At 63.1% G+C, this 12,470-nt stretch carries 13 protein-coding genes and 1 riboswitch; of the genes, 7 read left to right on the top strand and 6 right to left on the bottom strand.

Features of this window, described 5'->3' with window-relative positions:
- The 4 genes from WAO69_RS01215 to WAO69_RS01200 form a co-directional block, all read left to right on the top strand.
- A partial coding sequence (locus WAO69_RS01215) for a HalD/BesD family halogenase (RefSeq protein ID WP_422175907.1) occupies nucleotides 1–395 on the top strand: 395 nt, incomplete at its 5' end.
- 130 nt (nucleotides 396–525) lie between these two features.
- Entirely contained in the window at nucleotides 526–1,716 is a 1,191-nt protein-coding gene (locus WAO69_RS01210; protein WP_422175905.1) for an adenylate/guanylate cyclase domain-containing protein, read from the top strand.
- 137 nt (nucleotides 1,717–1,853) lie between these two features.
- Nucleotides 1,854–2,042 (top strand): hypothetical protein, encoded by a 189-nt coding sequence (locus tag WAO69_RS01205; protein ID WP_422175903.1) that lies wholly within the window; start codon nucleotides 1,854–1,856, stop codon nucleotides 2,040–2,042.
- A 5-nt stretch (nucleotides 2,043–2,047) separates the two neighbouring features.
- Nucleotides 2,048–2,338, top strand: coding sequence for a hypothetical protein (locus tag WAO69_RS01200; RefSeq protein WP_422175901.1), 291 nt, complete (start codon nucleotides 2,048–2,050; stop codon nucleotides 2,336–2,338).
- A gap of 25 nt (nucleotides 2,339–2,363) precedes the next feature.
- Here the strand turns inward: WAO69_RS01200 and metZ are convergent, their stop codons facing one another.
- Nucleotides 2,364–3,545 (bottom strand): O-succinylhomoserine sulfhydrylase, encoded by a 1,182-nt coding sequence (gene metZ, locus WAO69_RS01195; RefSeq protein WP_422175899.1) that lies wholly within the window; start codon nucleotides 3,543–3,545, stop codon nucleotides 2,364–2,366.
- 74 nt (nucleotides 3,546–3,619) lie between these two features.
- A riboswitch (SAM riboswitch) is annotated at nucleotides 3,620–3,697 on the bottom strand.
- An 82-nt stretch (nucleotides 3,698–3,779) separates the two neighbouring features.
- On the opposite strand from metZ, the gene WAO69_RS01190 reads away from it, so the two are divergent.
- Nucleotides 3,780–4,244 (top strand): DUF3237 family protein, encoded by a 465-nt coding sequence (locus WAO69_RS01190; protein ID WP_422175897.1) that lies wholly within the window; start codon nucleotides 3,780–3,782, stop codon nucleotides 4,242–4,244.
- Nucleotides 4,245–4,262: 18 nt separating this feature from the next.
- Here WAO69_RS01190 and WAO69_RS01185 read toward each other — a convergent pair whose 3' ends face one another.
- From WAO69_RS01185 to WAO69_RS01170, 4 genes are all read right to left on the bottom strand, one after another.
- Nucleotides 4,263–4,880 (bottom strand): inner membrane-spanning protein YciB, encoded by a 618-nt coding sequence (locus tag WAO69_RS01185; protein ID WP_422175895.1) that lies wholly within the window; start codon nucleotides 4,878–4,880, stop codon nucleotides 4,263–4,265.
- A 14-nt stretch (nucleotides 4,881–4,894) separates the two neighbouring features.
- On the bottom strand, nucleotides 4,895–5,797 hold the full coding sequence (locus tag WAO69_RS01180; RefSeq protein WP_422175917.1) for an EamA family transporter: 903 nt from the start codon (nucleotides 5,795–5,797) through the stop codon (nucleotides 4,895–4,897).
- Between the two features lie 114 nt (nucleotides 5,798–5,911).
- Entirely contained in the window at nucleotides 5,912–7,267 is a 1,356-nt protein-coding gene (gene ftsY / locus WAO69_RS01175; RefSeq protein WP_422175893.1) for a signal recognition particle-docking protein FtsY, read from the bottom strand.
- A 134-nt stretch (nucleotides 7,268–7,401) separates the two neighbouring features.
- Nucleotides 7,402–9,099: an NAD(P)H-dependent oxidoreductase subunit E gene (locus tag WAO69_RS01170; RefSeq protein ID WP_422175891.1), complete on the bottom strand. Its 1,698-nt coding sequence runs from the start codon at nucleotides 9,097–9,099 to the stop codon at nucleotides 7,402–7,404.
- 212 nt (nucleotides 9,100–9,311) lie between these two features.
- Between WAO69_RS01170 and WAO69_RS01165 the strand changes: the two genes are divergently transcribed.
- Together WAO69_RS01165 and WAO69_RS01160 are read left to right on the top strand one after the other, a co-directional pair.
- A complete protein-coding gene (locus tag WAO69_RS01165) occupies nucleotides 9,312–10,421 on the top strand; it encodes an alkane 1-monooxygenase (RefSeq protein ID WP_422175889.1) in 1,110 nt (369 codons plus the stop codon).
- A 4-nt stretch (nucleotides 10,422–10,425) separates the two neighbouring features.
- A complete protein-coding gene (locus WAO69_RS01160; protein WP_422175887.1) occupies nucleotides 10,426–10,824 on the top strand; it encodes a hypothetical protein in 399 nt (132 codons plus the stop codon).
- A gap of 31 nt (nucleotides 10,825–10,855) precedes the next feature.
- Here WAO69_RS01160 and xseA read toward each other — a convergent pair whose 3' ends face one another.
- Nucleotides 10,856–12,394: an exodeoxyribonuclease VII large subunit gene (xseA, locus tag WAO69_RS01155; protein WP_422175915.1), complete on the bottom strand. Its 1,539-nt coding sequence runs from the start codon at nucleotides 12,392–12,394 to the stop codon at nucleotides 10,856–10,858.
- Nucleotides 12,395–12,470: the final 76 nt, after the last annotated feature.

The raw sequence follows: 12,470 nt of genomic DNA, 5'->3' as shown, positions 1-12,470 counted from the left end.
AGATGGAGGATACCATGGCCCGGCTGAACGTGATGTCCTATCACGAAGGTCAGGAGCTGAACTGGCATTTCGATCGCTCTGAATTCACCACCACCCTGCTGCTGCAGCCCCCAGATGAGGGCGGCGCATTTGCCTACCGCTCGGACCTGCGCAGCGCGGATGATCCCAATTACGAGGGCGTGGCCCGGCTGCTCAACGGTCAGGACGACGCGGTACGCATGATGACGGTCACACCGGGAACCGTGAACGTGTTCAAGGGCCGCAACACGGCCCACCGCGTCACTCCGGTCAAGGGATCGCGCGCCCGCATCATCGCGGTGCTGTCTTACTATGAACGCCCCGGCGTGCAGTTTTCCGATGAAGAGCGGATCGGGTTTTACGGACGCGCGCCTTGAAGATCAGCGCCGTGATCCGGGGCAAGCGGCGCAAGACAGGCGCAAGGCTGTCTGGCCACCGCCATCCCCTTCGGCAACATCGCGGGTTTTGACCATTTCCCTTCCTCTGTGGCCCGCGTAACCTGATCCCATGGATCACATTGCCAAACTTGTCGATTGGATGAACACCGAGGGTCGCCGCTCGGGTGATCCTGTGAAGGTGGTTTCCCATTTCTGCATTGCGTTGATTGATGCGGGTGTTCCGCTTTGGCGGGTGAACATCGGCCAACGCTTTGCAAATCCGTTGCTGATTGCCTGGGGCGTGATCTGGACGCCTGAAAAAGCCGAAAGCTATGATGTGACTCACGAGCGTCTGCTGACCGACGATTATGTCGGAAGCTCATTCGAGTATATTCTGAAGAACAGACGTCCCCTGCACAAAAGCCTGCGTCAGCTTGATCCGGAAACCGAGCATGGCTCTTACATCGAATACGCAAAGCTTGGTGGCACGGATTACTATGCCACGCTGCTTCATTATGGCGATGGCTCTGTGCATGGCTGTACCTTCGTGACCCAGGCTGAAAGCGGGTTTTCATCCGAGCATCTTTCGATGATCGAGGCGGCTTTGCCGTCTTTATCCTCGGCGATGGAACCCATCACCATGCGCAAATCCTCCAGAAGTCTTCTGCGCACATATCTGGGGGACGGACCGTCAAAGGCTGTCTGGGACGGCACCATCAGGCGCGGCGAGCGCACCACATTGGAAGCGGTGGTGATGTTCTGTGATCTGCGTGGGTTCACCGAACTCTCGGACACCGCAGATGAGGAAGATCTGTTTGACGCGTTGAACGGATATTTCGACGTCGTTGTTCAGGCCGTGGAAGAAATGAACGGTGATGTGCTCAAGTTCATGGGCGATGGCATCCTGTCCATCTTCGCCATACCGACGCCGGACGCGCGCGCGGATCAATGTCGCCAGGCTGTCCGGGCCGCGCAAAAAGCCCTGTCGGATCTGGCTGCGCTGAACATGGAGCGGGCGCAGGCGAACAAGGCAAAGCTTGAGATTGGCATTGGCCTCAATTCCGGGCAGGTGAGCTATGGTAATATCGGCAGCCCCGGGCGGCTGGACTTTACCGTGCTGGGCGGCGCGGTGAATCTGGCCAGCCGCATCGAAGGATTGACCAAATCCGTCGGGCACCGGGTCCTTGCAACCAGAGCCATAGCCGAAGCAAGCCCGGAGTCTTTCGTGGCCTGCGGCGAGCACGAGGTGCGCGGGCTTGCCAGCCAGATCGAGCTTTTCTACCTGTCCGAGCCATTGCGCCAGCAAGACACCATGTTCTGATCAGCTGCAGGATGCTCAAAGCCCGCTTGCAGCCCCTTCCCTTCGGGCCAGTTCTTGTGAACGACAAAGGGCCCGCTATCGTGATCGAGATGCAGGACAGTTTCTTTCGCAAATACGACCGCGAGTAATGTCAGGCCGTGATCGGCAAGGCCGCCTGGCTGATCCGCGCGGCCCATGGCATCGGGAGTCCCATCGTCACGATGTCCGAGGATATTCCCAACTCCGGTCCATTGAACGACACGATCAATGCGGCCCTGCAGGATGCGGCGATCAGCCGGATATTCTGGAGACGATCAAGGCCACCGGACGCAAAACGGCGGTACTGATCGGGATGGAGACAGATGTGTGTGTCGCGCATTCGGCACCGAGCCTGATGGGTCAGGGATATGGTGTCGCCGCTGTCACGGATGCCACGATCATCACAGCCGCAGATCAGGAGATCGGCCTGATGCGCATTCGCGACGCGGGCGGCGTGCTCTGCCCGGTCAAATCCGTCGACCATGAATGGTGTCGGGGTGTGTCGCGCTACTGGATGAGAACCCCGATCTGGAAGCAGGCGAGCTACCCCCGAGCGTCGTTCTCTGACTGCATGGACCGTTTGCGCAACGGCCGCATGTATTGAGCCGCACAATCGCTCCGCGCTCAGATCACAGGGCTGCCAGCGCCCGGGTGAAATCGGCGATCAGATCGTCGCAATCCTCGAGCCCGACCGAAATCCGCACCAGACCCGAGGTGAGGCCCAGCGCATCCTTCTGATCCTGCGGCAGGCGCTGGTGGGTCGTGGTGGCCGGATGGGTCACGATGGTCTTGGCATCGCCCAGATTGTTCGAGATCGTTGCCACGTCGAGCGCATTGAGAAACGCAAAGGCCGCGTCCCGTCCGCCCTTGAGATCGACTGACAACACCGTGCCACCCTTGGCCATCTGCCGCATCGTCAGCGCATGTTGTTCATGCGAGGGATGACCGGGATAGATCATACGGGCCAGGGCCTTGTGCCCGTTCAGCGCCTCGGCCAGGGCAAGCGCGCTGTCGGCCTGCGCATTGACCCGCAGGCTCAGCGTCTCCAGCCCCTTCAGCATCACCCAGGCGGTGAAGGGCGACATCGCCCCGCCCGTGTGTTTCATATAGGGCTCGACCGTCTTGCGGATATATGCGCGGCTGCCCAGGATCACGCCGCCCAACGCGCGCCCCTGCCCGTCGATATGTTTGGTGGCTGAATAGATCACCACATCCGCGCCCAGTTCGATCGCGCGCGAAAACACCGGCGTGGCAAAGACGTTGTCCACCAGAACCTTTGCGCCGACCGCATGGGCCATCGCGCAGACCGCACTGATATCGATCACTTCCAGCGTGGGGTTCGAGATCGATTCGAAAAACACCACCGAGGTGTCGCTGCGGATCGCAACCTTCCAGGCATCCAGATCGGTGCCATCCACGAAACTCACCTCGACGCCATAACGCGTCAGGATCTCTTCCAGCACATAAAGACACGAGCCAAACAGCGCCCGCGCGGCCACCACGTGATCGCCTGCGCGCAGCATCGACATCAGCGCGCCCGAAACCGCCGCCATGCCGCTTGCGGTGGCAAAGGCATCCTCGGCCCCCTCCAGCCCGGCAATGCGGTCCTCGAACATCGCCACCGTGGGATTGCCATAGCGGGCATAGATGAATTCATCCGGCCCGGCCTCGATAAAGCGGGCCTCGGCGGCTTCGGCGCTGTCATAGACAAAGCCCTGCGTGAGAAAGATCGCCTCGCTCACCTCGCCATACTGGCTGCGGCGGGTGCCGCCATGCACGGCCTTGGTACGCGGTTTCCAGTCTTGAGCCATGTCTCGTCTCCCTGATGCGCCCTGCGCATTAAAAAACCCCCGGCAAAACCCAGAACGTGTGGGCCATGCGAAAGGGGGCTTTCCTCAAGGCCGATTTAGCGGGATGTTTAACGTGGCCCGCAAGCTGGACACAAATCGCCACGTGGGATGTGAGATACGCCTGCGCCCGAGCCCGGTCAAGAGAGCAATTGAGCCGGCACCGTGCGGGCGCGGCGCAGCAGAGAAGGAAGATCCATGTCATGTGTTCACCTTGGTGCCACACAGCCGATGCACGCACCCGAGCTTGTCCATTGCCTGTCGATCCGCGCGGATATCGGCCCCGCGATCGAGTTTGACACCAGCCACGGGTCACAGCGCTCGGTGTTTGCGATCACCGGCGGCGCGGTTCTGGGCAAGGATGTCAAAGGGGTGATCCTGCCCGGTGGGGCCGATTTCGCGCGCCTGCTGCCGGATCAGTCCTATGATATCGAGGCGCGCTATTGCATCCGCTTTGATGATGGAACGATCGTCATGATCACCAATGCAGGCCGGATGTACCCGCAGCCTGACGGCAGCTATCTGGGGCGAACCCGCGCGGTGTTCGAAACCCCGCCCGGCGCGTTTGACTGGCTGGCTGACGGCGTGTTCTTCGGAACGGCTCTGGGCGAGGCGGATCGGGACGACTGCGTCTTTATCGAGCTTTGGCAGGCCACCATCTGACCGGCCCGGATGGCGCGCCTACTTGCGCGAGCCATCCGCCTCGGGTTCGGTCATATAGCGTTGCAGGGCCATGATCTGCCACCACATGAAGAAGAACAGCGCCAGCGGAAAGCCGAAGGTCTCGATCTTGACCCAGAGATCGGTGGACATGGTGCGCCAGACAAATTCATTGGCCACCGCCAGCACCGCAAAGGCCAGACACAGCCGGCGGGTGAAGATCATCCAGCCCTCGTGCTGCATCGGCAACATGCCGGACATGATCCACTCAAGATAAGAGCGTTTCTGCAAAAGCCCGATGCCCAGCAAGGCCGAGAAAATGCCATAGACGATGGTGGTCTTCATCTTGAAGAACCGCTCGTCATTGAACCAGGCGGTCAGGCCACCGAAAATGATCACCATGAAGGCGGTGAAAATCTGCAGGCGGCTGAGTTGACCCGTCAGCCGCCACAGGATGCCCATGGCCGACAGCATGATCGGCACAAAAACCACCGTGGCCACGATGAAGCCGGAATATTCGGTCCCGCCAAAGGTGAAGGTCCGATCGCGCAGCCACAGATAGATGACGAAAAACGCCAGCGGCGGGCCAAGTTCCAGCACCTGGCGCAGGATCGGGTTAATCTCTTTGGGTTCTGACATCACATCGGCTCCGCTTATCCGCCCATCTCAACTATCACTGCACCCAGCGCGATCAAGCCCATAAGCGCCACCCGGCGCGGCCCCACGGTCTCGCGCAGAAACAGCCAGCCGATCAGCGCGGCAAACACCGTGGATGTCTCGCGCAGGATCGCCGCCTCTCCGACCTTGTCTAGCCGCGTGGCCATCATGATCGCGCCAAAGCTGAAAAACGCGATGATCCCCCCCACGATACCGCGCAGCGCCAGCGGTGCCAGGGTCGGTGGATTGACCATCGAACGATAGCGCAGCGTCGCGATGATGGGCATGAGGATTCCGTCAAACATGAAAAACCACGCCAGGAAGGTGAACGGATCGGCGGTGGCGCGGATGCCATAGGCGTCATAGGTCGTGTATAGGGCAACAAACAGCCCCGTGGCCACCGCGAAGATCAGCGCAGGTACCAGCGTGTCGCGCGCGCTGACCAGGTAAAGCAGGTTGTAGACCGCCAGCCCGAAAATCCCCGACAGCAATACCGCCATGCCCAACCATTGCGTGGCCGTGAAGGTCTCGCCGAAGATCAGATAGGCACCAAGGACGGTCACCAGGGGCCCGGTGCCGCGCACCACGGGATAGACCACCGTATAGTCGCCCCTGGAATAGGCCTGCGCCTGCAGCAGCTTGTAAATCGAATGGATCACGAAAGCCCCTGCAAAGATCGGCCACATGAAGGGTTCGGGCCAGGGCACCACGAACAGGGCCAGCGGCATCGCCATCAGCCCGTATGAGGCATCAATCGCTCCGCGCGACAACCAGGGATCATGCCGGCCCTTCTGAAGCGCGCCGAAGACCGCATGCAGGAATGCGGCCAAAAGCGCGAGTGCCAAAGCCAGGCTCTTGCCTGCTTCGGTGCCTTCCAGAGAGATGAGCCAGGCGCTTATAGCCGATGTCCGGGGCTGAGCGGGCCTGTCACACAGATCACCCGCAAACCCGCGCAGAGATGCGACAGTCGATGACCGCGGCTGTCTTGCATGCAGAGTGCCATTTCGATGTGCCTAGCGCTCAAGCCCGGTGAGGGCCGCGGCGAAATCCTCGGGGTCGAAGGGGGCAAGATCATCGATCTGTTCGCCCACACCGATGGCGTGGATGGGCAGGCCGAACTTGTCGGCCAGCGCCACCAGCACACCGCCCTTGGCGGTGCCGTCCAGCTTGGTCATCACAAGGCCCGAGACATCGGCCACCTCCTGAAAGATCTTGACCTGGCTGAGGGCGTTCTGACCCGTGGTCGCATCCAGCACCAGCAACGTGTTATGGGGCGCGGTCTGATCCTTCTTGCGAATGACGCGGACGATCTTGGCCAGTTCCTCCATCAGGTCCTGGCGGTTCTGCAGGCGGCCCGCGGTGTCGATCATCAACAGATCCGCCCCCTCCGCTTCGGCGCGTGTCATGGCGTCAAAGGCCAGAGAGGCCGGATCCGAGCCTTCGGGTGCGGTCAGAACCGGCACGCCGGCGCGTTCGCCCCAGACCTGAAGCTGTTCGACAGCGGCGGCGCGGAACGTGTCGCCTGCCGCGATCACCACGGATTTGCCGGCCGCCTTGAACTGCGAGGCCAGCTTGCCGATGGTCGTGGTCTTGCCCGAGCCGTTCACCCCCACCACCAGCACCACTTGGGGCCGCTTGGGATAGAGCGGCAAAGGTTTGGCCACCGGCTCCATGATCCGCGCGATTTCCTGCGCCATCAGGGATTTGATCTCATGCACCGACAGGCGCTTGCCCATGCGGCCTTCGGCCATGTTGGCGGTGACGCGCAGGGCTGTGTCCACACCCATATCCGCGCTGATCAGCAGTTCTTCGAGCTGTTCCAGCATATCGTCATCCAGCTCGCGGCGGATGACGGTTTTGGCCTCGGTGCGCCCGAACAGGCGGCCCAGCAGACCCTTGCTTGGTGTGACCTGCGGCGCAAGTTCCATCGGGGCTTCCGGCGGAAGCTCGACAGGTGCGGGGGCCGGAGTGGGGTCGATATAGACCGGCTCTTCCATCGGCGCGGGGGCCGGTTCCGGCTCGGGCTGAGGCGTCGGGATTTCAACCGGTGTCGGCGCGGGGATGGGTTCGGGTTGCGGGACCGGGATCGGTGCCGGTTCGGGGATCGGCGCGGGCTCGGGCTCCGGTACGATCTCCGGCTCAGGCTCCGGCACAATCTCTGGTGCGGGCTCGGGGACGGGCTCCGGCTTGGGCTCCGGTGCGGGCTCCGGCTCGGGCTCGGGGACGGGCTTGGGTTCAGGCGCAGGGGGTGCGGCCGCCTCGACAAGCGCTTCCTCGACACCACCATCTTCGACAATCGCTTCCAGACCCTCATCCAACTTGGAAGAAGAACGAAAGAGCTTGTCCTTGAGCTTTTTGAAAAACGCCATGCTGCCCCGACACTGTTAGGTTCTTCTCACCTAATACGCGCAGAGAGCGGTGAAAAGACGCCATCGCGTCTGAACGCCGCGGATATCGTGCAAACCGCGAACGGCAACCCGGTCGGGCGGCACAGGCTGCCGCTTCACAGTTCGTTCGGAAAATGCTTCATTGTCAGGCGGATAGGGTTCGGTGCCGCCTGCCCCAGACCGCAGATCGAGGCATCAGACATGGCTTGACACAGCTCTTCCAGCAGCGGCTGATCCCATGTGTCGGCCTGCATCAGCTTGACCGCTTTTTCACAGCCAACCCGGCAGGGCGTACATTGACCACAGCTTTCGTCCTCGAAAAAGCGCAGCATGTTGAGCGCGGCATCCCGTGCCCGGTCCTGATCGGACAGCACCACAACGGCGGCAGACCCGATGAAGGTGCCATGGGGCTGGAGCGTGTCGAAATCCAGCGGGATGTCATTCATCGAGGCAGGCAGCAGCCCCGAGGACGGGCCACCCGGCTGATAGGCTTTGAACACATGCCCCTGGGCCATCCCGCCGGCGGCGGCGATGATTTCGGTGATGGTCGAGCCGGCAGGCAGTTCATAGACGCCGGGGGTCTTGACGCGCCCCGAAACCGAATAGCTGCGCAAGCCGATGCGCCCGTTATGTTCCACTGACGACAGGATTTCGGGGCCTTCGCGCAGGATGCGGGCGATCCAGTGCAGGGTTTCGACATTATGCACCAGCGTGGGTCGGTTGAAGATGCCGACCTGGGCCACGAAGGGCGGGCGGTGACGCGGCAGGCCGCGCTTGCCTTCGATGGATTCGATCATCGCGCTTTCTTCGCCGCAGATATAGGCCCCGGCTCCGCGCCGCAGGTCGATAAAACCTGCCTCCACAAGACCGGCTTCTTCCAGCGCCTTGATTTCACGACGCAAGATCTCCAGCACCGCGGGGTATTCGTCGCGCATGTAGATAAAGCAGGTCTGCGCCTCGACGGCCCATGCCGCAAAGAGCATGCCTTCAAGAAACAGATGGGGTGTGCGTTCCAGATGGAAGCGGTCCTTGAACGTGCCCGGCTCGCCCTCGTCCCCGTTCACCGCCAGATAGCGCGGCCCCGGTTCGGCGCGCACAAAGCGCAGTTTCTTGCCAGCCGGAAAACCCGCCCCGCCAAGCCCGCGCAGACCGGCCCCCAGAATGCGGTCCCATTCGGCCTCCCAGTCGCCGTTCTCGCGCAGCTCTCTCAGGCGGCTATAGCCACCTTCGCCGCGGTATTGCTCGAAGGTCTGATAGTCGGGCATCTTGTGATGGGTGTCGCCCGCGGCGATCGCGGCCCTGACCTTTTCCGGCGTGGCGAAATCAATGTGGTTGTGACCCAGCTCCAGCGTCGGCGCGCTGTCACAACGCCCCATGCAGGGCGCGCGCAACACGCGCACCTCGCCGGGATCCAGCCCCTCTTCCAGCGCGGCCTTGAGCGCCTGAGCGCCAGCCAGTTCACAGGACAGGGAATCGCACACCCGGATGGTCAGCGCGGGGGGCGGAGTTTCGCCTTCCTTGACCACGTCGAAATGGGCATAGAACGTCGCCACCTCATAGACTTCGGCCATGGACAGGCGCAGCTCTTCGGCCAGGGCGCGCAGATGGGCGGCGGACAGATGGCCGTATTCATCCTGAACCAGATGCAGATATTCGATCAGCAGATCCGCGCGGCGCGGGCGATCCCCCAGAAGCGCGCGCAGCTGATCCCAGGCCAGATCATCCAGCTGGCGGCCCTTGGTCGTAACCCGGCCCTTGCCCTTGCCCTGTTTCCAGACGCCTTTCGGGTCGGTTTTCTTGTGATCCAGTGCCATTGTGCGGCCCTCCGTCATCGGTCTTGAGCTGTATACCGGGGGTCACGCGGCGATGGCGGTCAAAAGCGACATGGTTTTGCGGTTTTGCGCGCGCGCGGCTTTCCAATCGGAACGCGCCGCCGCTAATTTTACACATTGCTGCCGTAACACTGGGCCCCGCGCTGTGCTAGACTATGTTCAAGAGCGGAAATTTCCGGTGGTTGCCTATCCATATGGCGCGTTTTGTGCTGATCCCTTTCCTGACGCTGGCCTTGCTGGCCACGGCCTGCCTGTTGGGCGGCTGGTGGAGCGTGGCCGCCCTGATCAGCGTCACGGCACTGGTTGCGGGGCTGGACCGGCTGGTGTCCGCACCCCCGCCCGAAGGTAACGCGGACTCGGCGGGCAGCGCAGATCGCCTCACCACGGCGCTGGGTCTGGCGCATCTGGCGCTGATGCCACTGGGGGTCTGGGCGCTGACGGCAAATGGCCGGCTGGAGGGTGCCGCTGCGGTGGTCACCGCGCTGGCGCTGGGGTTGTTCTTTGGACAGGTGTCGAACTCGAACGCGCATGAGCTGATCCACCGCTCGGCGCGTTGGCCGCGCCGTCTGGGCGTGGCGGTCTATGCGACGCTGTTGTTCGGACATCACGCCTCGGCCCACCCCAAGGTGCATCATGTCCATGTCGCCACGCCCAGGGATCCGAACTCGGCCCCTCTGGGCATGGGATTTTACCACTTCTGGCCGCGCGCCTGGATCGGGTCGTTTCGCGCGGGGCTGGCGGCCGAGACCCGGATGCGCCGTGCCGCGACAGGCGCGCGCGGAGTGCATCCTTATGTGATCTACGTCGCCGGAGCCTGCCTCAGCCTGTGGATCGGCTGGCTGATCGCGGGACTGTCGGGCGTGGTGATCTGGCTGGCGCTGGCGAGCTATGCGCAGATGCAGCTGATCCTGTCGGATTATGTGCAGCATTACGGGCTGGAGCGCGCGCGCCGCGCGGATGGCGGGTACGAGCCTGCAGGCCCGCGCCATAGCTGGAACGCGCCGCAGTGGTATTCCTCGGCGCTGATGCTGAACGCGCCGCGCCATTCCGATCACCACCAGAACCCGTTGAAAACATTTCCGGAACTGGAACTGGATCACGCCACGATGCCGATGCTGCCCCGGTCCCTGCCGGTGATGGCAAGCATCGCGCTGATCCCGCCGCTGTGGCGGCGCATGATGGACAAGCGCGCCCGCAAATGGAGCGCGCAGGACAGCGCCGGGGACAGGTCCGCCTCGTTGCGCAAGACGGCAGGCGCGGCGACAGGTGCCCTTGGCAGCGCCCAAGCGCATCTGTCACACTGACCCCATGATCAAACGCAGCGTGATTCTGGCCCTGATGGCCATGACGGCTCCGGCCCTCGCCGAGATGACAGCCGATGAATTCGAAACCTATACCGAAGGCAAGACCCTGTTCTTCAGCCTCAATGGGCAGGATTACGGCGTTGAGCGCTATCGCGAGAACCGGCAGGTGGAATGGTCGTTTCTGGACGGCGAATGCACCCCCGGGGTCTGGTATGAGCAGGACGGTTTCATCTGCTTTGCCTATGAGGGCTGGGACGTGCCGCAATGCTGGAGCTTCGAGCAAACGCCTCAGGGTCTGATCGCACGCTTTGCCAATGCCAGCCCCGGTTCGCCGCCTGCAAGCTATCTGGCCTATGAAAAGGACGAAGAGATGGTCTGCTTTGGCCCCGACACCGGGGTCTGAGCGCGCCTGACACCCGCCAGAGGCACGGGGCTCAGAACAGGCTGCCCTGTTCGGGCGGTTCGGGTTTTGCGCGCACCGGAGATTTGCCGTTCAGGGCCAGACGGCCATCTGCGAATTCGATCTCAAGAGCGCTGGCATTCTGTGCCTCGGCCTTGCGGGTCAGCACCACACCTTCTGAACGGATCACCGCATAGCCGCGCTCAAGCGTGGCCTTGTAGCTGAGCGTTTCATGCAGCCGCCCTGCCGCGTCGACCTGCGCCTGCCAGCGCGCGATCTGGCCCCGGCCAGCCTGTGAAAGCCTGCGCGCAAGCCGCTCGAGCGCGTCCGATTTGGCGGACAGATCCGCCCCCAGACGCTGGGGCTGAAGAAGGCGGGATTGCTGGCGAAAGGCTTCGCGTTTGCCCGATATCGCCCTGCCAAGCGCCGGCGAAAGACGCGCGGAAAGCCGTGTGAGCTTTTCACGCTCGGTGCCGACAAGGCGGCCCAGAACACGCGGGCGCAGGCTGCCCGACAGTTCGGTCAGGCGCAGTTTGCGCCGCTGCACCCCGCGATCCAGCGCGGCGGGCAGTTTCTCGGCCGCCAGATCCAGCCGTTGCTGCGCGCTTTCCAGAAGCGTGCCCGGTTTGGGCAGGGCGCGGCCCAGATCGGTCAGCCTCTGGCGGCGCAGGCCGATGGCATTGGTGGTGCCGCGCGACAGGCGCGCGCCTTGCGCCCCCACCCATGAAAGCAGCTCCATCCGCACCGGCACGGCAAGTTCGGCGGCAGCCGTGGGCGTGGGCGCGCGCTGGTCCGAGGCATAGTCGATCAGCGTGGTGTCGGTCTCATGGCCCACAGCCGAGATCAGCGGAATGTCAGAGGCCGCCGCCGCGCGCACCACGATTTCTTCGTTGAAGCCCCAGAGATCCTCGACCGAGCCGCCACCGCGCGCCACGATCAACAGGTCCGGGCGCGGCACCGCGCCACCGGGGGTGAGCGCGTTGAAACCGGCAATGGCGCGGGCCACTTCGGGGGCGCATTTCTCGCCCTGAACGGCCACGGGCCAGATCAGCACCTTGCGCGGAAAGCGATCGCGCAGGCGGTGCAGGATATCGCGGATCACCGCGCCCGAGGGCGAGGTCACGACGCCGATGACCTCGGGCAGATAGGGCAAGGGTTTCTTGCGGCCTGGATCGAACAGCCCTTCGGCACCCAGAGCGGCCTTGCGCTTTTCCAGCATCGCCATAAGCGCGCCCATGCCCGCGGGGCGGATTTCCTCGATGACCATCTGGTATTTGGACTGCCCCGGAAAGGTGGTCAGGCGACCGACGGCGACGACCTCCATACCCTCTTCGGGCTGGGTGACCTGACGTGCGGCGACGCCTTTCCACATGACGGCGGCGATCACGGCGCGGTCATCCTTGAGATCGAGGTAGACATGCCCCGAGCGCGGATGCGACACGCGACCCACTTCGGCGCGGATGCGCACATGGGCGAACTCACCCTCGATCATGCGTTTGATCGCGCCCGAGATTTCCGAGACGGTGAATTCCGGCGCGTTCTGTCCCGGTTCGGGGCTGTCGATCAGGTCCATCGTGGTTACCTTGTCACTGGCTTTGGTGCAGCTTAGAACGCGACAGGCACAAGGCCAAGCATCTGAGGGGCGCAGA

This window comes from Aestuariivita sp., assembly GCF_049276915.1.
GTDB lineage: Bacteria > Pseudomonadota > Alphaproteobacteria > Rhodobacterales > Rhodobacteraceae > Aestuariivita.
The sequence above is the reverse complement of the archived record's forward strand: the minus strand, read 5'-3'. Positions and strand labels throughout refer to the sequence as shown.